This is a genomic window from Kitasatospora sp. HUAS MG31, assembly GCF_040571325.1.
Classification (GTDB): Bacteria; Actinomycetota; Actinomycetes; order Streptomycetales; family Streptomycetaceae; genus Kitasatospora; species Kitasatospora camelliae.
In genome coordinates this window covers 7,376,093-7,398,320 of sequence record NZ_CP159872.1, presented here as the reverse complement: position 1 = coordinate 7,398,320, position 22,228 = coordinate 7,376,093, and the positions used below count along the sequence as shown (strand labels likewise).

24 protein-coding genes and 1 pseudogene are annotated in these 22,228 nt (G+C 75.0%); 16 read left to right on the top strand and 9 right to left on the bottom strand.

Annotated elements, in window-relative coordinates; all coding sequences use genetic code 11:
* Positions 1-174: 174 nt before the first annotated feature.
* Positions 175-1,179: a serine protein kinase RIO gene (locus ABWK59_RS33345; protein WP_354644400.1), complete on the top strand. Its 1,005-nt coding sequence runs from the start codon at positions 175-177 to the stop codon at positions 1,177-1,179.
* 44 nt (positions 1,180-1,223) lie between these two features.
* On the opposite strand, the gene ABWK59_RS33340 is transcribed toward ABWK59_RS33345, so the two are convergent.
* The gene (locus ABWK59_RS33340; protein WP_354644399.1) at positions 1,224-1,739 is read right to left on the bottom strand and encodes a hypothetical protein; all 516 of its coding nucleotides are present in this window, start codon (positions 1,737-1,739) and stop codon (positions 1,224-1,226) included.
* 258 nt (positions 1,740-1,997) lie between these two features.
* Between ABWK59_RS33340 and ABWK59_RS33335 the strand changes: the two genes are divergently transcribed.
* From ABWK59_RS33335 to ABWK59_RS33315, 5 genes are all read left to right on the top strand, one after another.
* The gene (locus ABWK59_RS33335) at positions 1,998-2,960 is read left to right on the top strand and encodes a DUF4129 domain-containing protein (RefSeq protein ID WP_354644398.1); all 963 of its coding nucleotides are present in this window, start codon (positions 1,998-2,000) and stop codon (positions 2,958-2,960) included.
* Positions 2,957-3,511, top strand: a complete 555-nt coding sequence (locus tag ABWK59_RS33330) for a hypothetical protein (RefSeq protein WP_354644397.1) — start codon at positions 2,957-2,959, stop codon at positions 3,509-3,511. The genes ABWK59_RS33335 and ABWK59_RS33330 overlap by 4 nt, the downstream gene beginning before the upstream one ends.
* Before the next feature lie 93 nt (positions 3,512-3,604).
* Entirely contained in the window at positions 3,605-4,576 is a 972-nt protein-coding gene (locus ABWK59_RS33325) for an AAA family ATPase (RefSeq protein WP_354645182.1), read from the top strand.
* Complete coding sequence (locus tag ABWK59_RS33320) at positions 4,573-5,904, top strand: DUF58 domain-containing protein (protein WP_354644396.1); 1,332 nt, start codon at positions 4,573-4,575, stop codon at positions 5,902-5,904. The genes ABWK59_RS33325 and ABWK59_RS33320 overlap by 4 nt, the downstream gene beginning before the upstream one ends.
* Positions 5,901-6,563, top strand: a complete 663-nt coding sequence (locus tag ABWK59_RS33315; RefSeq protein WP_354644395.1) for a hypothetical protein — start codon at positions 5,901-5,903, stop codon at positions 6,561-6,563. The genes ABWK59_RS33320 and ABWK59_RS33315 overlap by 4 nt, the downstream gene beginning before the upstream one ends.
* A gap of 25 nt (positions 6,564-6,588) precedes the next feature.
* Here ABWK59_RS33315 and ABWK59_RS33310 read toward each other — a convergent pair whose 3' ends face one another.
* Entirely contained in the window at positions 6,589-7,539 is a 951-nt protein-coding gene (locus ABWK59_RS33310; RefSeq protein WP_354644394.1) for a helix-turn-helix domain-containing protein, read from the bottom strand.
* Positions 7,540-7,714: 175 nt separating this feature from the next.
* On the opposite strand from ABWK59_RS33310, the gene ABWK59_RS33305 reads away from it, so the two are divergent.
* The gene (locus ABWK59_RS33305) at positions 7,715-9,175 is read left to right on the top strand and encodes an amidohydrolase family protein (protein WP_354644393.1); all 1,461 of its coding nucleotides are present in this window, start codon (positions 7,715-7,717) and stop codon (positions 9,173-9,175) included.
* Positions 9,176-9,274: 99 nt separating this feature from the next.
* Entirely contained in the window at positions 9,275-9,886 is a 612-nt protein-coding gene (locus ABWK59_RS33300; protein ID WP_354644392.1) for a hypothetical protein, read from the top strand.
* A 30-nt stretch (positions 9,887-9,916) separates the two neighbouring features.
* On the opposite strand, the gene ABWK59_RS33295 is transcribed toward ABWK59_RS33300, so the two are convergent.
* Positions 9,917-10,273, bottom strand: a complete 357-nt coding sequence (locus tag ABWK59_RS33295; protein ID WP_354644391.1) for a DUF6204 family protein — start codon at positions 10,271-10,273, stop codon at positions 9,917-9,919.
* A gap of 140 nt (positions 10,274-10,413) precedes the next feature.
* Here ABWK59_RS33295 and ABWK59_RS33290 point away from each other — a divergent pair, with 140 nt between their 5' ends.
* Positions 10,414-11,685 carry a phospholipase D-like domain-containing protein gene (locus ABWK59_RS33290; RefSeq protein WP_354644390.1) on the top strand — a complete coding sequence of 424 codons (1,272 nt, stop codon included), beginning with the start codon at positions 10,414-10,416 and terminating at the stop codon, positions 11,683-11,685.
* 41 nt (positions 11,686-11,726) lie between these two features.
* Here the strand turns inward: ABWK59_RS33290 and ABWK59_RS33285 are convergent, their stop codons facing one another.
* The 3 genes from ABWK59_RS33285 to ABWK59_RS33275 all read right to left on the bottom strand — a co-directional run bounded on the left by ABWK59_RS33285 (position 11,727) and on the right by ABWK59_RS33275 (position 13,508).
* Positions 11,727-12,566, bottom strand: coding sequence for a hypothetical protein (locus tag ABWK59_RS33285; RefSeq protein ID WP_354644389.1), 840 nt, complete (start codon positions 12,564-12,566; stop codon positions 11,727-11,729).
* A gap of 120 nt (positions 12,567-12,686) precedes the next feature.
* Positions 12,687-13,085 (bottom strand): YunG family protein, encoded by a 399-nt coding sequence (locus ABWK59_RS33280; RefSeq protein WP_354644388.1) that lies wholly within the window; start codon positions 13,083-13,085, stop codon positions 12,687-12,689.
* Positions 13,086-13,127: 42 nt separating this feature from the next.
* Positions 13,128-13,508 (bottom strand): Imm32 family immunity protein, encoded by a 381-nt coding sequence (locus ABWK59_RS33275; RefSeq protein WP_354644387.1) that lies wholly within the window; start codon positions 13,506-13,508, stop codon positions 13,128-13,130.
* A gap of 367 nt (positions 13,509-13,875) precedes the next feature.
* Here ABWK59_RS33275 and ABWK59_RS33270 point away from each other — a divergent pair, with 367 nt between their 5' ends.
* A complete protein-coding gene (locus ABWK59_RS33270; protein WP_354644386.1) occupies positions 13,876-15,330 on the top strand; it encodes a sensor histidine kinase in 1,455 nt (484 codons plus the stop codon).
* A gap of 31 nt (positions 15,331-15,361) precedes the next feature.
* Here the strand turns inward: ABWK59_RS33270 and ABWK59_RS33265 are convergent, their stop codons facing one another.
* Positions 15,362-15,739 (bottom strand): VOC family protein, encoded by a 378-nt coding sequence (locus ABWK59_RS33265; protein ID WP_354644385.1) that lies wholly within the window; start codon positions 15,737-15,739, stop codon positions 15,362-15,364.
* Between the two features lie 153 nt (positions 15,740-15,892).
* Here ABWK59_RS33265 and ABWK59_RS33260 point away from each other — a divergent pair, with 153 nt between their 5' ends.
* Together ABWK59_RS33260 and ABWK59_RS33255 are read left to right on the top strand one after the other, a co-directional pair.
* On the top strand, positions 15,893-16,303 hold the full coding sequence (locus ABWK59_RS33260; RefSeq protein ID WP_354644384.1) for a VOC family protein: 411 nt from the start codon (positions 15,893-15,895) through the stop codon (positions 16,301-16,303).
* 226 nt (positions 16,304-16,529) lie between these two features.
* Entirely contained in the window at positions 16,530-18,923 is a 2,394-nt protein-coding gene (locus ABWK59_RS33255; RefSeq protein WP_354644383.1) for an excinuclease ABC subunit UvrA, read from the top strand.
* Positions 18,924-19,001: 78 nt separating this feature from the next.
* On the opposite strand, the gene ABWK59_RS33250 is transcribed toward ABWK59_RS33255, so the two are convergent.
* Both ABWK59_RS33250 and ABWK59_RS33245 read right to left on the bottom strand, forming a co-directional pair.
* A complete protein-coding gene (locus ABWK59_RS33250; protein ID WP_354644382.1) occupies positions 19,002-19,304 on the bottom strand; it encodes a putative quinol monooxygenase in 303 nt (100 codons plus the stop codon).
* Between the two features lie 116 nt (positions 19,305-19,420).
* On the bottom strand, positions 19,421-20,341 hold the full coding sequence (locus ABWK59_RS33245) for a C40 family peptidase (RefSeq protein WP_354644381.1): 921 nt from the start codon (positions 20,339-20,341) through the stop codon (positions 19,421-19,423).
* Positions 20,342-20,551: 210 nt separating this feature from the next.
* On the opposite strand from ABWK59_RS33245, the gene ABWK59_RS33240 reads away from it, so the two are divergent.
* The 4 genes and pseudogenes from ABWK59_RS33240 to lanA all read left to right on the top strand — a co-directional run bounded on the left by ABWK59_RS33240 (position 20,552) and on the right by lanA (position 22,149).
* Positions 20,552-20,956 carry a DUF6092 family protein gene (locus tag ABWK59_RS33240; protein WP_354644380.1) on the top strand — a complete coding sequence of 135 codons (405 nt, stop codon included), beginning with the start codon at positions 20,552-20,554 and terminating at the stop codon, positions 20,954-20,956.
* 45 nt (positions 20,957-21,001) lie between these two features.
* Positions 21,002-21,160: pseudogene (locus ABWK59_RS33235) on the top strand (nitroreductase family protein); the annotation flags it as partial.
* A 20-nt stretch (positions 21,161-21,180) separates the two neighbouring features.
* The gene (locus ABWK59_RS33230; RefSeq protein WP_354645181.1) at positions 21,181-21,519 is read left to right on the top strand and encodes a nitroreductase family protein; all 339 of its coding nucleotides are present in this window, start codon (positions 21,181-21,183) and stop codon (positions 21,517-21,519) included.
* A 474-nt stretch (positions 21,520-21,993) separates the two neighbouring features.
* Positions 21,994-22,149 carry an SCO0268 family class II lanthipeptide gene (gene lanA, locus ABWK59_RS33225; protein ID WP_354644379.1) on the top strand — a complete coding sequence of 52 codons (156 nt, stop codon included), beginning with the start codon at positions 21,994-21,996 and terminating at the stop codon, positions 22,147-22,149.
* The last annotated feature ends 79 nt before the right edge of the window (positions 22,150-22,228 follow it).

The window sequence follows — 22,228 nt, the reverse complement described above, 5'->3', positions numbered from 1 at the left end:
CGAACGGATGCCGTGCGAGGGCTCGATGTCGAGGGAGGTGTGTCCGGATGGTTGCCGCCGTGTCGCGGCGCGCTTTCGTGTGCGCGCCATACGCCTTCCTCGATCATCTCCCCACCGGCTGACAGCGTCTCGTAGCGGCCGCGCCCGGTGGGCCACTCCTCAGGAGCCACCGCAGTGCGCGAGCGCTTTGCCGACAGCGATTCCTTCTCCCGTATCCGCCCCAAGGGCGCATCCCGGCGTGGCCGCAGGTCCGACCGGTTCGACGACTACGAGCCCGAGTACGCCCCCGCCGCGGTGGCCGAACTCTCCGACTCCGCCGGCGGGTTCGAGAGCCTATTCCCGTCCTCCTCGACCGCCGACGCCCCGGCGGCGGGCGCGCCGGAACCGGACGGTCCCGCCGTGGGCGACCGCTGGTCCACCTGGGACCAGTCCACCCCCACCGAGAAGGGGCCCGAGCCGCGTCCCTCCTGGGTGGTGACCGAGCTGGCGGCCGTGGACACCGAACTCGGGATCGTGAAGACCGGCAAGGAGGCCGACGTCTTCCTGCTGGAGCGCGGTGTGCCCGGGACGGAACGCCGCACCCTGATGGCCGCCAAGCGCTACCGGGACGCCCAGCACCGGATGTTCCACCGCGACTCCGGCTACCTGGAGGGCCGCCAGCACAAGGAGTCCCGGGTCAGCCGGGCGATGGCCAAGCGCACGGCGTTCGGCAAGGAGGCGATCGCCGGGCAGTGGGCGGCGGCCGAGTTCTCGGCGCTGTGCCGGCTCTGGTCGGCCGGGGTGGCCGTCCCGTACCCGGTGCAGATCACCGGGACCGAGATCCTCATGGAGTTCGTCGGTGACGCCGACGGTGCGGCCGCGCCCCGGCTCGCCCAACTGCGCGCCGAGGAGGCCGACATCGAGGACCTGTGGGAGCAGCTCGGCCGCAGCCTCTCGCTGCTTGCGCTCGGCGGCTACGCCCACGGCGACCTGTCGGCGTACAACATCCTGGTCCACGAGGGACGGCTGGTGATCATCGACGTGCCGCAGATCGTGGACGTCATCGCCAACCCGCGCGGGCTGTCCTTCCTGGAGCGGGACGTGCGCAACGTGGGTTCCTGGTTCGCCTCCCGGGGGCTGCCCGAGCGGCGGGTCGAGGAGCTGGTGGCGGCGCTGGCCGCCGACGCCCGTCTCGGCTAGCGCCCGCCCGGCCGCTGCTTCCAGGAGGCCGGGGACCCGGTCGGTCAGGGCACGGGCGGGAAGGTGACCGGGTCCGGGATGCGGGAGCACCCCCCGGGGACGGGGTAGTGCCAGGGCGGGCAGCCGGCCGGGCGCTCGGGCACGGTCGGGGTGGGCCTGGGCGGCGGGGTGAACCGGGAGCGGGTGGCGGTGGCCGTCGGTGTGGCGGCCGGCCTGATGCGCGCGGGCGCCGTGGGAGCGGCCGCGGCGGGAGAACGGGCGGGATCCGGCTCGGCGGTGGCCGGCGCCGTCTCGGAGGGGGTGGCCGAGGTCGGGGCCGGCTCGGCCGGGGCCGTCGACTCGGTCGGGCCGGCCGTGGGACCCGGCGTGGCGTCACCATCCGCGCTGCTCCCGGAGTCGGTCCGCGCGGGTGCGTCCGGGCCTCCCCGCAGGGCCACCGCGCCCGCCGCACCGGCCGCTCCGAGCAGGCAGGCCGCCACGGCCGCGCCGAGGAGCAGCCTGCGGCGACGTGGTGTCCCGGTGTCGCCCGGCTGCTCGTGGTCCTGCGTCGTCCGTTCCACCCGCCGCTGTCCCCGTCCCTGTCGCAGGTGCTCTGAGCTGCGCGGATGCTAGCACCGGGCGGGGACGGCCGGGTGGGCCGGGGGCGGGGGCGGCGGGCACTGGCGGGTCGGTGATCTCTGTGGGAAGCTGCTCATCCTCCGGATCGCGTACTGATCATCGGATCGGCGACGGAGGTGAGGGGGAGTTCGAACGGCATGGCACGGTCCACGGACGGTGCACGCGGCGGTGCGCCGCGCGCTGGGCGTCGGGAGCGGCGGGTGACGGCCCGGCAGGCGGGGGCGGCCGCGGCCGTGGTGGGCGGGCTGGTCCTCGCGGCCCTGGCCCTGCACCCGGCCGCCGAGACGGTCCGGACGTACCGGACGGCGCCGCTGACGGACCACGGCGGACTGCTCACCCTGCTGGTGCTGGGCTGCGCGGGCGGCGGGGCGGCGCTGGTCCGGCGGCTGCGGGCACAGGCCCGCGGCGCCTACGGGCCGACCCCGGCCGCCGAACGCCTCAAGGACGCCACCGTCCACCTCGTCTCGGTCGTCGCCGCGGTCCTTCCGATCGCCCTGGTCATCGCGCACTTCCGCGACCGGGGCCCGAGCGAGGCCACCCGGATGGCCCGTCGGCCGGGTCCGGCGGTACAGCCGACGCCGCTCGACGTCCCGGTGACCCCGCTGCCCTCGCCGACCTCGGTGGCGCGCGACCACTACGAGCCCGAGCCGATCGGGCTGAGCATCGCCTGGCTGTGCCTGGCGGCGGCGGTGATCGTCCTGCTGGTGCTGGCGGTACGGCTGTGGCGCCGGTACGGGCACCTGTTCCGGGGCCGGCCCGGCCCGGCTGCCGGGGTGCCGGCCGTGGACTCGGGGCCGGTCACCGGCCGGGTGCTGGCGGAGGCCGTGGTCTCCGGGCGGGCCGCCCTGCACGGCACCGACGCCCGCGCCGCCGTGATCGCCTGCTACGCGGCGATGGAGGAGTCGCTGGGCCGCTCCGGAATCGGCCGGCTCGACTCCGACAGCCCGGACGACCTGCTGCGCCGCGCCGCCGGCGAGGGCCTGCTGCGCGGTCCGGAGGCGGGGACGCTCGCCGCCCTGTTCCGCGAGGCCCGCTACTCCAGCCACCCGATGGACGCCGGCCACCTCGACCGGGCCTCCGCCGCACTGGAGGCCATCGCCGCACACCTCCGGGACCGCACCGAACGAGGCGGAGCCGACGGCCGCGAGGAAGTCGCCCGATGACCCGTCACCTCCACCACCCATCCCCCGCCGACTCCGGCGGGCGCCCGCCGGGTCCGCTCGCGCGGCTCGTCCCCGGGACGGCCGCCCACAGCCTCGCCCACCTCGCCGTGGCCGCGGCCGCCCTGGTCGGCGGGCTCTGGCTGGCCGGCGGGACCTCGGCCGCGGTCGGCGCGACCCTCGTGCTGGCCGTCGCCGCGCTGGGTCTCGCCCGGTACGTGCTCGGCGCGGACTCCGAGGACCTCGGCCGCCGGACGCCGGCCCGGGTCCTGGAGAGCGCGCAGGCCGACCTCGGCGACTGGCGGCGGCTGGTGAAGAAGGCCCTGCGCGGCGAGGAGGGCCATCCCGCCGCGCTCCGCCGCCGGGTCCAACGCCTCTACGAGGCCACGCTGTCGGAGCGCCACGGGGTCTCGATGCTCCGCGATCCCGACCGGGCCGCCGAGCTGCTCGGGCCCCGGCTGTGGCCGTGGCTGGACCCGCGGCAGGAGGAGTCGCCCGTCGAGCTCACCCCGGAACTCCTCGCCGACGCCGTCGAGGGCCTCGACCGACTGTGACCCGACCCGACCTGACCCGACCGACCAACCGACTCGACCAACCGCCCGCCCGCGAGGAGAACCGTGACCACCACCCCCCAGGACGTCGAGACCATGACGCCCCAGCAGGCCGGCGAGCTCGCCCGTGCGGTGCTCGACGAGGTCGAGCGGGCGGTCGTCGGCAAGCGCGAGGCCCTGGAGCTGGTGATGCTCGGCGTGCTCGCCGGCGGCCACATCCTGATCGAGGACCTGCCCGGGCTCGGCAAGACCCTGCTCGCCCGGTCCTTCGCCACCGCGCTCGGCCTGGACTTCCGGCGGATCCAGTTCACCCCCGACCTGCTGCCCTCGGACGTCTCCGGTGCGCCGTTCTACGACCAGCGCACCGGCGAGATGGTGTTCCGTCCCGGCCCGGTCTTCACCCACCTGCTGCTCGGCGACGAGCTCAACCGCACGCCGCCCAAGACCCAGGCCGCGCTGCTGGAGGCGATGGCCGAGTCCCAGGTGTCGGTGGACGGCACCACCCGGCGGCTGCCCGACCCGTTCACGGTCATCGCCACCGCCAACCCGATCGAGTACGAGGGGACCTACGCCCTGCCGGAGGCGCAGCTCGACCGCTTCCTGCTGCGCGCCCGGATGGGGTACCTGTCGGTGGATCAGGAGGCCGCGATGCTGCGCGCCCGCCTGGACCGGGCGGCGCCGGAGGCGGTCCTGACTCCGCTGACCGGTCCGGCGGAGGTGGTGGCGATGCGCGGCGCGCTGGAGCGGGTCGAGGTCGGCGACGACCTGGTGGGGTACGTGGTGGCGCTGCTGGACGCGACACGGTCGCACCCGCAGATCCAGGTCGGGGCCTCGCCGCGCGGCGGGCTCGCCCTGGTGCAGCTGGCCCGGGCGCGGGCGGCTCTCGCGGGCCGTGACTACGTGGTGCCGGAGGACGTGAAGGCGCTGGCCGTCCCCGCGCTGGCGCACCGCGTCACGCTGGTGCCCGAGTTGTGGGTCCGGGCGGTGAGCGCGGACGACGTGGTCGCCGAGCTGGTCGGCACGGTGGCCGCGCCGCGGACCGTCCCCGAGCAGGCGTCGCGGTCGTGAGCGGTACCGAGTCCGCGGCCGCGCCGACCCGCTCCCCGTCCCTGCTCGGGCCGGCCTCGGACCTGCCGGTGCCCCCGGCGGCCGGGGTGCGCGCCACCGCCCGGGCGCTGCGGCTGCTCACCGTGGCGGCGGTGGCCGTGGCGGCGGCGCTGGTCGGCGGGCAGCCGTGGCTGCTGGCGGTGGCGGCGGGTCCGGTGGTCCTGCTGGCGCTCGCGGCTCCCGGCGGGAGCCGTCCGCGGGGTGTGACGGCCTCGGCCGAGGTGGGTCCGCGCCGCTGCTTCGAGGGCGAGACCGTCACCGCCCGGATCGAGCTGGCCTTCGAGGGCACGGCGGGCTGGATCGATCCCGCGGTCCACCTCGGCCCCGGGGTGGAACTGCGTTCCCGTACCGTCACCGGTCCGGTGGTGGAGCTGGCGCTGACGGTGCCGCGCTGGGGGCGGCTCGCCCTGGGCGTGGTGGACGTGGACGTGCACGACGGCGGCGGCCTGACCCGGCGGACCGTCCGGGTGGACCTGGGCGAGGCCTCGGTGTTCCCGGTGCCGACGGCGGCCGGGCTGACCCCGGTCCCGGTCCGGCTGCCGGCCCGGATCGGCGAGCACACCGCGCGCCAGCGCGGGGACGGCGTCGAGGTGGTCGGCGTCCGGCCGCACGTGTGGGGCGAGCGGCAGCGGCGCATCCACTGGCCGTCCACCACCCGGCGGGGCAGCGTCCAGGTGAACCAGTTCGCCGCCGAACGCGCCGCCGACACCGTGGTCCTGGTGGACGCGCTGGCCGACTTCCGCTCCCCCGCGACCGGCGTGTCCAGCCTGGACGAGACCGTGCGGGCCGCGGCCGGCATCGCCCGCGCGTACCTGCGCAGCCACGACCGGGTGGGCGTGGTCTCGGTCGGCGGCACGACCCGCTGGCTGCGGCCCGGGACGGGCCACGGCTACTTCTACCGGATCGTCGAGACCGTCCTGGACGCCCGCGAGCCCGGCGTGCGTCGCCCGCCGCGCCTGGACCGGCTGCCCGCGCCGGTCCTCCCGCCGGACGCCCTGGTGTTCGCGCTCACCCCGCTGGCGGACCAGCGGATCCTCGACCTCCTGGGCGAACTCACCGCCCGGGGCAACCCGTTGGTGGTGATCGAGGTGCCGATCGGCGACCCGGTGATCGAACCGGACGACCGGGACGGGCTGCTCGCGCTCGGCCTGTGGCGGGCCGACCGGGAGGTCATGCGGGCGGCGCTGCGCCGCCGCGGCATCCCCGTGGTGGGCCACCGGCCGGGCGAGAGCCTCGACCTGGCGCTGGCGCCGCTGCTGCGTACCCGAGTCCCCGGGAGGTCCCGTTGAGCACGCCCGAGAACACGGCTCCGGCCCTTCGGCCCAGCGGCCTGCGGCGCTTCCGGACAGCCGGTTCGCGGCGGACGGTCGGTTCGTGGCGGACGGTCGGGGTGGCGCGGACGGTCGGGGTGGCGCGGGCGCTCGGGGTGGCGCTGGCGCTGGCCGCCTGCGATCCGCCGAGCCTGCCGGAGCGGTCCTCGCTGCACCTGTTGTCCATGCTCGCCGTGGCGGCGGTGGCCTGGTGGGCCGCGCCCACCGTGGTCCACCGCCCGGCGCGGGTGTCCGCCCGCTGGCACGCCCAGCTGTACCGGCACCGCAACACCGCCCTGGTCGCCGGCTCGGTGGCGGTCGCCGCCGGGATGCGGCCGGCGCCGTGGCTGGCCTGCTGCTTCACGGCCCTGGTCCTGGCCTACCTGCTGCACACCGACGCCCGCGCGGCCGGCTCGGTGGGGATGCGCCAGTGGCGTGGTGTGGTCGCCCCGGTCGCCGCCGGTACGGCTGCCGCGCTGGTCCTCGCCGCCGCGTTCGCTCCGGTGGTCGTCGACCGTGCCGGCCCGCTCGCCGCCGTCCTCGCCCTCACCGCCTCGGCCGCCGCCCTCGCCACGGCCCTCCGCCCCACCCGACCGGCCGCCGGGGCCCGGGGCCGCCGGGCGCCCACGCGGGTGTGACGACGGCCTCCGGGCCCGGTTCCGTTCAGGGGAGCAGCGCGCTCAGCAGGAGCAGGGCGTCGGCCGAGGGGCCGGTGGGCGGGGCCTGGTAGACGATGAGGTGCTGACCCGGGGCGCTGTTGACGGTGAGGGTCTCGTAGGCGAGGTCGAGGTCGCCGACCCGGGGGTGGTGGAGGTGCTTGGCGCCGGCGGCCTTGCCGTGGACCTCGTGGCGGGCCCACAGGACGCGGAACTCCTGGCTCTTGAGCGAGAGTTCGCCGACGAGTTCGGTCAGCCGCCGGTCCTCCCGGTCCCGGCCCGCGGCGGTGCGCAGGGCGGCGACGGCCTCGCGGGCGGCCCGCTCCCAGTCGCGGTGGAAGGACCGGGCGGCCGGGTCGAGGAAGGTCATCCGGACCAGGTTGTCCACCCGGGCGAAGCCCGAGTACAGCGCGGCCGCGAGCGGGTTGAGGGCCAGGACGTCCAGCGCGTGGCCCGCGACCAGGGCCGGGACGGGCAGGCTCCCCATCAGCTGCCGCACCGCGGGTGACACCCGCTCGGCACCCCGGCGGGGCCGGCGGGCGGCGGCGGGGGCGGCCAGCTGCGCCAGGTGGGCCGCGGCCTCCTCGTCCAGGTGGAGCGCACGGGCCACCGCGTTCAGCAGCTGCGCGGAGGGATTGCGCTCGCGGCCCTGTTCGAGGCGGGTGTAGTAGTCGGTGCTCACCCCGGCCAGCAGGGCGACCTCCTCCCGGCGCAGGCCGGACACCCGCCGGTGGCCGACCCGGGGCAGGCCCACCCGGTCCGGGGTCACCTGCTCGCGGCGGGCGCGCAGGTACTCCCCGACGGGGTTGTCCCGGTGGCCGTCCAGCCGTGGGGCGGGGGCGGGGTCCTCGGCCGGGCCGCGGTGGTCGCGGTCGGCCCGGGCCGCGGTCCGGGTGTCGGAGCGGTGGTCCGGTCCGCCCGGCCGGACACCGCCTCGTGGCGGTTCGTCGGTGTGCATGCCGTCGAGGCTACGGCCGCCCGGGGCCGCGGCGAAGCCCTGAGCGGGGGTGCGGCACACCCAGGAACGATGCGGCCTGGAGCCGGCCCCGGCCCGCTGCGAGCGTGGAGGCCGGACCCGGTCCCGTCCGCAAGCCCTCCGACCTCCGACCCCACGAACGGATCGCGACATCCTCATGCACCGACTGTCCTCCGCGCAGCCCGTCCACCGTCCCACCGACCAGGCCCGCCCTGCGCTCCTCGACCGGCTGCGCCGCACCGCGGGCGACCCCGGGCGGCGCATCCTGTTCACCGGCGCCACGATCCTCACCATGGACCCGGCTCTCGGCACCCTGCCCACCGGCGACCTCCTGGTGTCCGGCGACACCATCACCGCCGTCGGCCCGGACCTCCGCGCCCGGGGCGCCGCCACCGACGCCGTGGTCGTCGACGCCTCCGGCACCGTCCTGACGCCCGGGTTCGTCGACACCCACCGGCACGCCTGGCAGGGCCAGTTGCGGCGGATCATCCCCGACGTGGACGACCTGGCGGGCTACCTGGACACCACCCTGGTCCGACTCGCCCCCGCCTACCGTCCCGAGGACATGTACGTCGGCACCCGGCTGGCCGCCCTCGGCGCGGTGGACGCGGGCATCACCACCCTGCTCGACCTCTCCCACAACTCCCGTACGGCCGCGCACTCCGACGCCGCCGTGCAGGCGCTGGTGGACAGCGGCGTCCGGGGGATCCACGCCGCGATGGGTCCGCACTTCGGTGCCTGGGACCGGCAGTGGCCGGCCGACCTGGCCCGGCTGGCCGCCTGGTCCGGTACCGACGGGCGTGGTCGGGTGACCGTTCGGCTGGCGGCCCTCGCCACCGAGGAGATCGCCGGCCCCGATCTCGCGTACGGTCCGCGGCTGGCGCGCATCGCGGACGAGTCGGGCCTCGGCGTCAGCGTGGACGCGGTCTTCGGCGCCGCCTCCTCCGCGGCGGTGCTGCGCTGGGAGCGGGAGGGGCTGCTCGGCGAACGGCTGGCGCTGATCCACGCCACCGGGCTGACCGCCGAGGCCTGGCGGGCGATCGGCGCCAGCGGGACCAGGATCTCGCTCGCCCCCACCTCGGAGGCCCAGATCGGGCTGGAGGACGCCGTCCCGGCGGTGGACGAGGCACTGGCGGCCGGGGTCCGTCCCGGGCTGAGCATCGACGTCGAAGTCGCCCTGGCCAACGACATGTTCACCCAGATGCGGACGCTGCACGCGATCCAGCGGATGCGGGCCGTGAACGGCGGGCGCGCCACCCGCCGGGTACGGCCCAGGATCTCCACCCAGGACGTCCTGGACTTCGCCACCCGGCAGGGCGCCGACACCGTCGGACTGGGCGAGGTGACCGGGACGCTGACCCCCGGCAAGCAGGCCGACCTGCTGATGATCACCGCCGACGAGGTCAACAACCTGCCGCTCAACGACGCCGTCGGCACGGTGGTGCTCGGCGCGGACGCCCGCAACGTCGACACCGTGCTGATCGCGGGCCGCGTCCGCAAGTGGGCCGGCCGTCTGGTGGATGTGGACCTCCCCCGCCTCCGCGCCGAGGCCGCCGCCTCCCGCGACCACCTCCTGCGGACGGCCATCGCGCGCACCGCCGACGACCCGGCGGCCTGAGGCGAGCCCGGTGGGCCCGGTGGGCCCGGGCACGCGCCGGACTGCCCCGCGACCGAAGGCATTTGGCAGCGGGCCGAACGAGCTGACACTCTGATGATCATGACAAAGGATCGAGCCGGCCGACTCATCGGCGGCGTCTTCGGAACCGTCTTCATCCAGATCAACGCGGGTGTCCTGCCGAAGGCGGTCGGGGTTCCCCTCCGCCTGCTGGCCGCCGCCGCGATGGTCGGGCTGATCATCGGACGGCGGGGGGCCGCGGCGAGCGGGCCGGAGGACACCGGACGGGCGCCGACCACGACCTTCGGTCGGCGGTACTGGACCGTGGTGGCCGCCGAGGTCGCCGCGCTGGTGGCCGGACTGTGGCTGATCAACCCCGTCCTGCACACCCCGCGTGCGACGGTCGGCTGGATCGCCCTCGTGGTGGGCGTGCACTTCTTCGGCCTGGCCACCGCCTGGAGCCTTCCGCCGCTGCGCACGCTCGGTGCGACGATGGCGGTCTGCGGCCTGGCCGGGCTGGCCCTGGCGGTGGCGGGCGTCTCCGCGATCGTCACCGCCGCGGTCGGCGGGATCGTCCCCGGCGTACTCCTGCTGGGCTTCGCCTGGCGGGGCGGCCGGCCCGGGTCCGTACCGGCGGCCGACCCCGCGCCGCAGGCCGTGCCGGAGCCGCGGGCCGTGCCGGAGCCGCTGACCGAGGACGCGGCGAGCCGGTAGCCGACGGCCCGGCGGCAGACGGCCGGCGGGTCAGAGGCCCTTCGCGGCCTCGCGGCGGCGCCGCTTGCCCAGGGCGGCCAGGGAGAGGTCCTCGGCCTGGGAGCGGAGGTTCCTGAAGCCGTAGCCGCGCTCCACCAGCCACTGCTCGGCGGCCGCCTCGGCCCGGGCGGTGGCGGCCAGGATGTCCTCCTCGGCCTCGCCGCTGTCGGCGAACCGGAAGGTGAAGGCCGTCCGGGCCGCGATGTCGTAGGTCAGCTGCCCCTCGGACGTGAAGGCGGCGCGCAGGACGTCGTGGTCGGCGGCTCGGGCCAGCAGTTCGGCGCGCTGCTCGGCGTCCAGGCCGTCGAAGACGCCGCGGACGGTGATCCGGAAGTCACGGGTGCTCATCCGCCCGACCCTAGGCGGAGGCCGGTCGGACGTACACCGGATTTCCCGGCCGCCCCCCGCCCCCGACCGGACGGCGGCCCCGACGTCGATGATCATGGTGCGGTAGATTCGCTCCTCGACACCATGGCAGGAGGGGACCCATGCGCGTGCGAGCGGGTGCGGCGGTGGCCGCGATGGTTCTGGGCGGTTCACTGGTGGCCGCGCCGCGGGCGGCCTCCGCCGCCGGGGCGGAGGACCCGGTGGCGCTGACCGCCACGTTCAACAACCCGGCGGGGACGGCGGCCCAGCAGGACGCCATCCGCAACCAGCTGATCTCACTGGTCAACCGCACCCCGGCGGGCGCGGAGATCGACGGCTCGATCTACCTGTTCACCGACGGCGGGGTGAGCGGCGCCCTGATCGCGGCGAAGCGGCGCGGCGTGAAGGTCAAGCTGATCGTGGACGGGGACGCCGTTCCCGACACCGCCCCGGACGGCAACGGCGGTACGGCGGCGACGGGTTCGGAGTACTCCACGCTCGCCGCGCCGACCGGCCTGGGCACCGACCTCACCGCCGACTCCTGGGTGATGGCCTGTCCGGCGAACCGCGGCTGTATCGGCAACCGGGTGCTCGACGCCGACGACGACGGCGCGATCAACCACAACAAGTTCTTCCTGTTCTCGCGGGTCGGCGGCACGGACGGCGTGGTCTTCCAGACCTCCGCGAACCTCACCACCAGCCAGCGCAGGAACCTCTTCAACAACGCCGTCACCGTCCCCGACGCGGGCTCCGGCCTGTACGCCGCCTACCGCGCGTACTGGCAGGACCTGCGGACGTACGGCTCCTCGGGCACGGGCCAGGCCGGCTACTACCGGACCCAGCAGTCCGGCCCGTACAAGACGTACTTCTTCCCCCGGCAGGAGAGCGCCGGCACCTCGTACACCGAGGACGCCTCGACCGACACCGTCGTCTCGCTGCTGAACAACGCGGACTGCACGGGCGGGACCACCGCGATCCGGGTCGGGATGTACGCGTTCACCCGGGTGCAGGTGGCCCAGAAGCTGGTGGAACTGCGGGACGCCGGCTGCCGGGTGGAACTGCTGCACAACGGCGAGAGCGGCAACCTCGGCACCGCGGTCAGGACCACCCTCGCCGGGCACCTCGACCTGACGGCCCGCTGCGACGGCACGGCCCCGAACGCCGACGGGACGTCACGGCGGATCGGCATCCACTCCAAGTACCTGCTGATCGAGGGCAGGTACCTGGGCGGGGCGAACCGCAAGGTGGTGTTCACCGGCAGCCACAACTACACCTTCCCCAACCTCCGCTCCCAGGACGAGACCCTGCTGAAGATCGACAACGCGGCGGTCCACGACGCGTTCAAGGCGAACTTCGAGTCGGTGAAGGCCGGCGGGTACTGCACCGCCTGGTGACCCCTACCGCCCCTGCCCGGCCAGGGTCCGGGCGAGGCGGGCTACGGGCGTTCGAGGAGCTGGAGGACGCCGCCGACCGAGAAGCAGAGGGCGCCCGTGAAGGTGCCCCAGTTCGCGATGGACTCGTTGACCAGGCTGCCGGTCGAGGGGCGGGTGAAGGCGGCCAGCGCGGAGACCATGAAGAGCACCGAGCCGAGCTGGTTCACCGCCACGATCCACCAGCCCAGGCTGCGCCGGCGGATGCACGGGCGGCCGTGGCAGATCTCCACGAAGCCGAGGTGCCCGGAGACCAGGAACAGGACGCAGCCCACCAGGTCGGGCGCCCAGATCAGGCGGTTGAGCTGCTGGACGCTCAGGCCCTGCAGGAAGGAGTCGATCAGGTCCACCGCGAACACCAGGGTGCCCGCGAAGAGGACGGCGGCGCCCAGCCAGTCGACCCGCATCGGCTCGTAGCTCCACCACCGCCAGCGGCCGGTCACCAGCGCGTCGCCGCCGGGGACGTGCCGCGGCGCGTTGATCACCTGGAGCAGCGAGACGTACCCGCCGGTGCTGAAGAACAGGCCGCCGGCGAAGTAGATCGTGGCGGCCTCGGTGGCGTCGCCCGAACCGAACAGCGCCACCGCCGCGCCCGCCGCGAACAGCGCGCCGCCGACGACGAAGGAGAGCGCGGCGATGACGTTCAGGCGGCGGATCCGGCGGATCGCCACGCTGTCGGCGCTGGACGGCCCGGGGGCCCGCTCCCCCGTCCGGTGGACGGTGAGCACCCCGCGGCGCCGGGCCAGCCGGGACTCCCACACCGCCACGCCACCGCCGGGGAGGTGCCAGGACGACCGTGTGGTGAACGGTCCGGCACCCTCGGTCTGCTGCTCGACCTGCGCCACGGCCCCGAGCCTAGGCGCAGGACGGCCGACGGCACGGCTCCGGCACGCGGGACGTTCCGGGCCTGACGGGGCTCGGCCGGATACCGGACGGGTCGGGCGGGGCCGGGTGCGCCGGACGGGTCAGGCGGCGGGCTCGGGCAGCGGGCCGAGCCGGGCGGCGACCCGCTCGCGCAGCAGCAGGTACTCCTCGACGCGACGGCGCAGGCCCGGCGGGCGGACCACCCGGCGGATCGCGCTGAGGGTCTCGCCGCGGAGGAACTGCTCGCGCGTCAGGTCGAGTTCGACACCGCTGGGCAGCCGGTTCCACCAGTGGTAGCCGTGCTGGGCGCCGTCGAGGTACACCTCCCCCACCATGAGCTCACCGCCGAGGAGGTCGTTGATCAGCAGGGCGGTGATGTCGCACTGCCCCAGCGCCGGGTTCTCGGGGCGCCAGTCGTCCTGGTTGTCGGGAGAGCAGGTGTCGGCGGCCCAGCTCTGCCGCAGCGCCCGGTCGAGGTCGAGGAGGTTCCACACGGTCATCCCCGCAGCATCGCAGCCACCACCGACAACGGGGCCCGCCGGCTACCGCAGGAAGGCGACGACCAGCGGGTCGGACCCCGAGGCGATGAAGTCACAGGTCGGGAAGTCGACATGGAGATGATGCGACAGCTCGGACTCCTCGGCGAAGTCCTCGATGTCCGCGGCGAGGAGGTCCAGTGCGTCCCGTCCCCCGGAGATCCGGAGCACCGTCCCCTCCGCGACGATCGCCGCGGCGCCGCCGGCCGGATCCTCCCGGAAGGAGATCCGGGCGAGCGAGCGGTCGTACGGCGCCGGCTCGCGGTTCTCCGCGAGATCGCAGGTTCCGGCGGGGGCGCTCAGCAGCCGTCCGAGCAGCCGGAGGTCCTGGCGCGTTCCGGAGAGTTCGAGCTCCCCCGTGGCCTCGCTGTACAGCACTTCCAGCACCGTTCCCCCTCCGACCGCAATCCGGGCCCGTACCGCGCGGCGGGGCCGACGCCGCGCCCGGGTGATCGTCCCGCGCGGCTCGCTGCGCACGCAAACCGGGCGGATGCCCCAGCACCTCGGGCTCCTTGAGGCCGCGCTCAGACGGCTGTCAGGCGTTCCTCATCTTCCGCCCTGATCGTGGACGGATCACGGCGGGCACCGGCACCGACCAGGCGTCGGAGCGGCCCGCACAGGGGTGGGCGGACACAACGGGGGGGCGGGGGCCGGCATGACCGGGACGGATGGGGGAACGGAAGTCGGGGCCTCCCCGACTCCTGCTCCGGCAGCGGCAGCGAGGCGACAGCGCCGTGACGGTCCGTTCGGGAGGATGAGCCTGCGCGGACGGCTCGCCCTGTTCACCGCCGCCTCGGTGTCCCTGGCGGTGGCGGCCTGCGCGGTGGCCGGATGGTTCGCTGCCCGCGGGGAGATGATCCGCCAGGTCGACGCGACGCTGGCCCGCGCCTGGGCGCCGGAGGCCCACCTCTCGCCGGCGCCGGGCGACCGGTACAGGACGGTCGCCGACTGGTGCGGCAAGGGCTCGGAGCCACCGTGGATGGTCCGCGATCCCGCTCCCACGGTGCTCCTCCCCGACGGGAGGTCCTGCCCGCAGGCCGGTCCCCGGGCGATCCGGCCGACGGCCGCGGACCTCGCCGTGACGGCTCCCGGACCGGCGGGCGGGTCGACGGGCAGGTCGGCGGGCGGGCCGGCCCGGTCGCTGGCCCGGGACGGGCGGCTGGTCGACGGAGAGGCGGTCCGGGTGCGGGTGGTCGCGGTGCCGCTCACGGTGGACGGGCGGCACACCGTCGCGGCGGTCGCGCTGGCGCAGCCGCTGCGGCCGGTGGACGACGCGCTGGCCGGACTGGCGCTGCTGATGGCAGGGGTCGCCGGTGCGGTCATCGCCGCGTCGGGCGCCGGGGCGCTGTGGATCGCACGCCGGGCCCTGCAGCCGGTGGACCGCCTCACCCGGGCGGTCGAGGACATCGCCCGGACCCGCCGGCCGGGAGCGACGGTCGCGCTGCCGGGCGGTGACGAGATCGCCCGCCTGGGCCGGTCGTTCGACGTGATGAGCACCGCACTGGCCGACGCCCGGGAGAGCCAGGCGCGGCTCATCGCGGACGCCGGGCACGAGCTGCGCACCCCGCTCACCTCGCTGCGGACCAATGTGGATCTGCTGGTGCGCAGCGAGGAGACCGGGCGGGCGCTGCCGGATGGCCTGCGGTCCCGGATGCTCGGCGGCATGAGGGCGCAGATGGCGGAGCTGACGGCCCTGATCGGCGATCTGCTGGAACTCGCCGGCCCCGCCGAGGCGCCCGGGCCGGGGTCGCGGAGCGCGGTGGTGGCGCTGCACGAGGTGGTCGCCCGGGCACTGGACGCGGTCCGGCAGCGCGGGCCGGAGCCGGAGTTCGGGGCGCGGCTGACGCCCTGGTACGTGCGGGGGGATGCGCGGGCGCTGGAGCGGGCGGTGCTCAACCTGCTGGACAACGCGGTGAAGTTCGGCTCCCCGGGCGGGCCGGTGGAGGTCGTCCTGGCCGAGGGGGTGCTGACGGTCCGGGAGCGGGGCTGCGGGATCACGCCGGAAGAGCTGCCGCACGTCTTCGACGCGTTCTGGCGGGCGCCCTCGGCGCGTCCGCTGCCCGGTTCGGGCCTGGGCCTGGCGATCGCGGCCCGCGCGGTCCGCGAGGCGGGCGGCGAGCTGGCGCTGGCCTCGGCCCGGTCCGAACGGGGCGGGCCGACCGGCACCACCGCGACCGTACGCCTGCCGGGCACACCGACCGGGCCGTGAGCGCCGGCCCGCCCGACTGTCTGACCGACCGTCAGTCGCGGGCGGCGAGGACCTCCAGGTAGTGGGGGTTGTGCATCACGCCGAGGATGTTGCCGAACGGGTCGAGCACGGCGCCCGCCCGGAACGGGCCGTAGTCGCGCAGCGGTTCGTGGGGGCGGGCGCCGAGCTTGAGCAGCCGCTCCATGACGGCGTCGACCTCGTCCACGTGCCAGTAGGCGACCACGCCGGCCGGGGCGGAGGGGGTGCGCGAGATGCCGAGTTCCTGGGCGTGGTCGCCGAGCCGGAACTCGATGTAGTCGGGCTGTGCGAAGTACGGCTCCACGCCCAGCACTTCGGTGTACCAGCGGCGCGCCGCGGCGAGGTCCTCGGCGTGGTAGCGGATGGTGGCGAGTCCACGGAAGGTCGTCATGGCTTCAGGATGCCGCGCATACAGGTCGGTTTCCGTCCTAGATCGGCGATCACCGTCCCCGGCTGAACCGACCGGGCGCCGACCGGGGGCCGACCGGGAACCGATCAGGATCGGAGAAGCAGCGACGGCCGGCCCGCGCCTAGCGTGAGGCGCATGGACATCACCCTGCACTGGACCTTCCTCCCGCACACCGACCCGGCGGCCTCGCTGGCCTTCTACCGCGACCTGCTCGGCTTCGAGGTCCGCAACGACGTCGGCTACGGCGACCTGCGCTGGATCACCGTCGGCCCGGCCGGCGGGACCGGCCCCGCGATCGTCCTGGAGCCGCCCGCGGCCGACCCCGGCATCACCGAGGAGGAGCGCCGGACCGTCGTCGAGATGATGGCCAAGGGCACCTGCGCGCGCCTCACCCTGGCCACCCCCGACCTGGACGGGCTGTTCGACCGCCTGAAGGCCGGCGGCGCCGAGTTCGTCCAGGAGCCGACCGAGCAGCCGTACGGCGTCCGTGACTGCGCCTTCCGCGACCCCGCGGGCAACCTGATCCGCTTCAACGAGGTGCGCTGAGCAACCCGCGAGGGGCCCCGGAGCGCGTGGCGCCGCGTCGGCACCGCGTGGACGCCGCGCCCGCGCGGGAGAACGCCCGGCCGCCCCGGGCCGGATCTGGTTGGATCGGGCCCGGGCGGTGCCGGCGGGGAGGACGAACGGTCCCGCCGGCGGACCACGGCGGACTCCGGGGGATGACGGATCCCCGGACTCCGACAGCGACGGATTTCCGATGGATGGAGTGACGATGAGCAAGGCCCGGAGGTCGGCCCCGCAGGCGTCGGCCGCGGAGCGCGGCGCCGACAGCCACGACCTGATCCGCGTGCACGGGGCGCGCGTGAACAACCTCAAGGACCTCAGCGTCGAGATCCCCAAGCGCCGGCTGACCGTGTTCACCGGGGTCTCCGGCTCGGGCAAGAGCTCGCTGGTGTTCGACACCATCGCCGCCGAGTCGCAGCGGCTGATCAACGAGACGTACAGCGCCTTCGTGCAGGGCTTCATGCCGACGCTGGCCCGGCCCGAGGTGGACGTCCTGGAGGGGCTGACCACGGCGATCGCGGTGGACCAGCAGCGGATGGGCGGCGACCCGCGGTCCACGGTCGGCACCGCGACCGACGCCAACGCGATGCTGCGGATCCTGTTCAGCCGGCTCGGCGAGCCGCACATCGGCCCGCCCGGGGCGTACGCCTTCAACGTTCCCTCGGTGAAGGCGAGCGGGGCCATCACGGTGGAGCGCGGCGACCGGAAGACGGTGAAGGCGACCTTCAGCCGCACCGGCGGCATGTGCCCGGGCTGCGAGGGCCGCGGGACCGTCTCCGACATCGACCTCACCCAGCTGTACGACGACTCCAAGTCCATCGCGGAGGGCGCGTTCACCATCCCCGGCTGGAAGTCGGAGAGCTTCTGGACCGTCGGCATCTACGCCGAGTCGGGCTTCCTCGACCCGAACAAGCCGATCCGCGAGTTCACCGAGCAGGAGATGCAGGACTTCCTGTACCGGGAGCCGACCAAGGTCAAGGTCAACGGGGTCAACCTCACCTACGAGGGCCTGGTCCCCAAGATCCAGAAGTCCTTCCTGTCCAAGGACAGGGAGGTGATGCAGCCGCACATCCGGGCCTTCGTGGACCGGGCGGTCACCTTCACCGCCTGCCCCGAGTGCGGCGGCACCCGGCTCAGCGAGGGCGCCCGGTCGTCCAGGATCCGGAAGATCAGCATCGCGGACGCCTGCGCGATGGAGATCCGGGACCTGGCCGAGTGGGTCCGCGGCCTCGACGAGCCGTCGGTGGCGCCGCTGCTGACCGCGCTGCAGCAGACCCTGGACTCGTTCGTGGAGATCGGCCTCGGCTACCTCTCGCTCGACCGGTCCGCGGCCACCCTCTCGGGCGGCGAGGCGCAGCGGGTCAAGATGATCCGCCACCTGGGCTCCTCGCTCACCGACGTGACGTACGTCTTCGACGAGCCGACGGTGGGGCTGCACCCGCACGACATCCAGCGGATGAACGGCCTGCTGCTGCGCCTGCGGGACAAGGGCAACACCGTGCTGGTGGTGGAGCACAAGCCGGAGACCATCGCCGTCGCCGACCACGTGGTGGACCTCGGCCCCGGCGCCGGCACCGGGGGCGGCACGGTCTGCTTCGAGGGCACGGTCGAGGGGCTGCGGGCCTCCGACACCGTCACCGGTCGGCACTTCGACGACCGGGCGACGCTGAAGGGCACGGTGCGCGAGCCGTCCGGCCGGCTGGAGATCCGCGGCGCGGCCACCAACAACCTCCAGGACGTCGACGTGGACGTCCCGCTCGGGGCGCTGGTGGTGGTGACCGGGGTCGCCGGCTCGGGGAAGAGCTCGCTGATCCACGGCTCGCTGGCGGCGCGCGAGGAGGTGGTGGTGGTCGACCAGAGTCCGATCCGCGGCTCCCGGCGGAGCAACCCGGCGACGTACACCGGCCTGCTGGAGCCGATCCGCAAGGCGTTCGCGAAGGCCAACGGGGTGAAGCCGGCCCTGTTCAGCGCCAACTCCGAGGGCGCCTGCCCGACCTGCAACGGCGCCGGCGTCATCTACACCGACCTGGGGATGATGGCGGGCGTGGCCACGCCCTGCGAGGACTGCGAGGGCAAGCGGTTCCAGCCCTCGGTGCTGGAGTACCGGCTCGGCGGGCGGGACATCAGCGAGGTGCTGGCGATGCCGGTGGCCGAGGCCGAGGAGTTCTTCGGCACCGGCGAGGCCCGGACGCCGGCCGCGCACCGGATCCTGGAGCGGCTGGCCGACGTCGGACTCGGCTACCTCACCCTCGGTCAGCCGCTCACCACGCTGTCGGGCGGCGAGCGGCAGCGGCTGAAGCTGGCCACCCACATGGGCGAGAAGGGCAGCGTCTACGTCCTGGACGAGCCGACCACCGGCCTGCACCTGGCGGACGTGGAGCAGCTGCTCGGCCTGCTGGACCGGCTGGTCGACGGGGGCAAGTCGGTGATCGTCATCGAGCACCACCAGGCGGTGATGGCGCACGCGGACTGGATCATCGACCTGGGCCCGGGCGCCGGCCACGACGGCGGCCGGATCGTCTTCGAGGGCACGCCCGCGGACATCGTGGCCGCCCGCTCCACCCTCACCGGCGAGCACCTCGCCGCCTACGTCGGCGCCTGAACGGAGGCCCTGACCGGCCCGGGCACGTGCGCCCGGGCCGGTCGGGGCCGACCAGGCTCCGTCCGGCGGCGTCGCGGGTCAGGCCACCGGTGCGGCCTCGATCTCGATCACCTGCGCCGGCCCCGCCCGGAACGCCGGGCTGGCGGCGTCGGCGGCCACCATGTGCGCGGTGGCCTCGTGAGCGGCCAACGCGTCCCGCGACGCCCAGAGTTCGACGAGGACGAACCGGTCCGGGTCGTCCACTACCCGGTGCAGGTCGTACTGCAGGCACCCCTGCTCGGCCCGCACGATCGGTGCGAGCCGCTGATAGGCGTCGACCTGGTCCTGGCCGCGGCCCGGAAGGGTGGTGATCAGGATGTGGAGTCGTATCGGCTGTGACATGCGGGCGAGCGTAGATCACCGGGCGCGGAGGGGTGGTCGGGGTCTCACCATGCAGGCGCTGCAGGCACGGTGACCCGCCCGGGCCGTACGGGGCAGGGCGGGCCCACCGGTCCTGGTCAGCAGTTCGGGATGACGGTGCCGTTGTTGTCGCGGGCCTCGTCGTTGCCCCAGCGGGAGAGGTAGTACGCGGACACCCACTGCCCCGCCGGGCCGCTGTCCGGATCCGTCTTCAACCACCAGCGGTTGTGGCTCGACCCGTTGACGATCCGTCGGCCCCACGCCTTGCAGTACACGTAGTTCGTCCCCTGGAACAGCGTCCCCGTACTCGCCGTGCTCGTCGGCGAGGCGTACACCGACGCATTCGCGAAGGTGTCCACCCAGTACCGGCCCGGGGCGGGGTCCGGGGTGGGCGGCTGGCCGCCTCCGCCGGGGCCGTAGAGGCGGATGGAGCCGTAGTAGTCGCCGTGCGAGGCGAGCGCGGCGACCTGGACGTGGCCGCCGGAGTACGGTGCCTCGGCGATGTAGCCCTGCCCGAGGTAGATCGCCACGTGGTGGATGGTGCTCGGCGAGGCGCCGTAGAACACCAGGTCGCCGGGGAGCAGCAGCGCGGTGCCCTGGCTCCGGTAGAACCGGGCCACCGCGCGCCCGGTGGCCCACTGGGTGCGGGTGGTGCCGTTGATCACGTCGGCTCCGGTGGCCAGGAAGTAGGCGTAGCGGACCATGCCGGAGCAGTCCAGGCCGCGCACGTGGCAGTCGTTGGGCGCGCCGTTGGAGGCGTCGCAGATGCCGTACGAGGGTCCGGGGGCCGAGCCGTGGCCGCCGCCCCAGGAGTACGGGGTGCCGATGAGGGTGCAGGCCTGGCGGACGGCCTCGGCGGCCTGCGGTGCCGAGCCGCCGGCGAGCACCTGGCAGCTCGGTGCGGCGTGGGCCCGGTCGGCCCCGGCGAAGGAGCCCAGGGCGCCGAGCAGGGCGAGCAGGAACGCCAGGTGCCAGAGGGGCCGCGTTCTTCGCCGGTCGGGGTATACGCGAGTAGTCACCGGGGTGTCCTCGATTCTCGCGGGGAGCGGGGGGCATGAGAAGTGATTGGCGATATACCGTCAACACCCTTGTCCTGTAAACCACTTGGGACGGATCATCCGGTTCGGGTGACCCCTCCGACACGGTCCGCAGCACCGCCGGGCCCGCCGCGGCGTGCGGGCCGCCCCGGCCCGGCGGAGGCTGGGGGCAGGGACGGCGGACGGAGTGCCATGGGCGAGCCCGAGCGCGCGGTACGGACCGGACGGGTGCTGGACGAGGAGGACGCGGTCGAACTCCTCGCCTACCTGGTCTGCTCCGCCCGCACCCAGGTGGACGAGGCCGCCGAGTACGCACCGCTGCGGCTGCTGACGGCGGCGGGACGGCTCGCCGAGATGATCGAGCCGCAGGCGGGCGACCGGCTGCGGGCGCTCCTGCGCGAGGTGCGCCGCGGTCACGCCGAGACCTCGGTCCGGGCCGGCGATCCCCAGGGCTACACCGACCGGCTGGACGCGCTCTGCCGGACCCTGGCCGCGTACCTGCTCGACTCGCTCGACCCCGACGACGCCGAGGACGCCGACCTCGAACGCGGCCGGGACCCCGAACGCGCCGGGACGACGGACGGCCGGGCACCGTGAGCGGCGACCAGCGCGCGGGCAGCGCCGCCCGCCGACGGCGAGGCCGTGCTGCGGACGATCCGCACCCGCCGCGTGGTCCGGGCGCTCACCGGCGCGCCGGTCGAACCCGAGCGGCTGCGGGTGGTCCTGGACAGCGCCAGGTACGCGCCGCACGCCGGGAACCGGCGCCTGCACCGGTACGTGGTGGTCACCCGGCCCGGGCTGCTGCGGGCGATCCGGATGGTATCGCCCGGGATGCTCCAGCGCCCGGCGGCCGCGATCGTCGTCTGCGTCGACTGGCCGGGGTCCGCGCCTACGGCTTCCCGGAGGGCAACCCTGGTCCGTACATCGACGTGGGGACGGCCGCGGCGACCCTGCTGCTGGCCGCGCACGGCGTGGGGCTGGGCGCGGGACCGGTGACCTCGTTCAGCCGGGCGGCGGTCGCCGTGCTGCTCGGGGTGCCGGACGGCATCCGACCCGAGCTGATCGCCTGCCTGGGCCGTCCGTCTCCGGAGCAGCCTCCTCCGGTACGCCGCCGGGGCGGGCCCGCCTGGGACGACCTGGTGCGGTGGGAGCGCTTCTGAACCGGCTGCCGCCCCGCCCGCCCCTCCGTACGGGAGCACGCGCGGAACCGACGGGTTTGCGTCAAAACCATGAGGTGTCCAGGTCACGCCCGGCCCCATCCGCACCGACCGCCACTTTCGTCCCGTCCGTCCCGCCGCCCCGACCATCCGTCAGGCCCAAGAGCAGCGATGATCACTGTTGCCGCGGGGCAAACCTCCACCCGCCCGCGCGCACCGATCCGGCCTCCGCGAGCACCCCGGACGACCCGGATCCCACCCCGGCCGCGGAGCCCGCGGCAGCGCCCCGGACCGCAGGTGGACCCGCTCGCATGCGACCCGAACCCCCTGACCTGGGCCGGTACGTCTGCGACTGGATCAGGTTGGCGGAGAATGCACTCACTCCGGCCCCGGGCGGCGGTGAAAGGTGGGACCCAGCGCCGAACGAACGTTCCGTTGAGTTCGGCCACCGGCACCACCGAGCCCTTTGGAGGGGACATGCGCACCGAGATGATCCTGCAGGCGGACGCGGCCGACCTCGACCTGGACCTCCGGATCTCCGAGGTCTCGGACCAGGCCCAGGAGTTCGGCCAGGGCACCTACACCTCGCCCAGCAGCTACGCCATCGGCACCCGCTGCCCGGTCTGCTGCTGACGACGGACCGGTGATCCGACGCGGGGCGGGCTGCGGCCCGCCCCGCGTTTCCCGTGCCCCTGCGGTTCCCGTACCACCT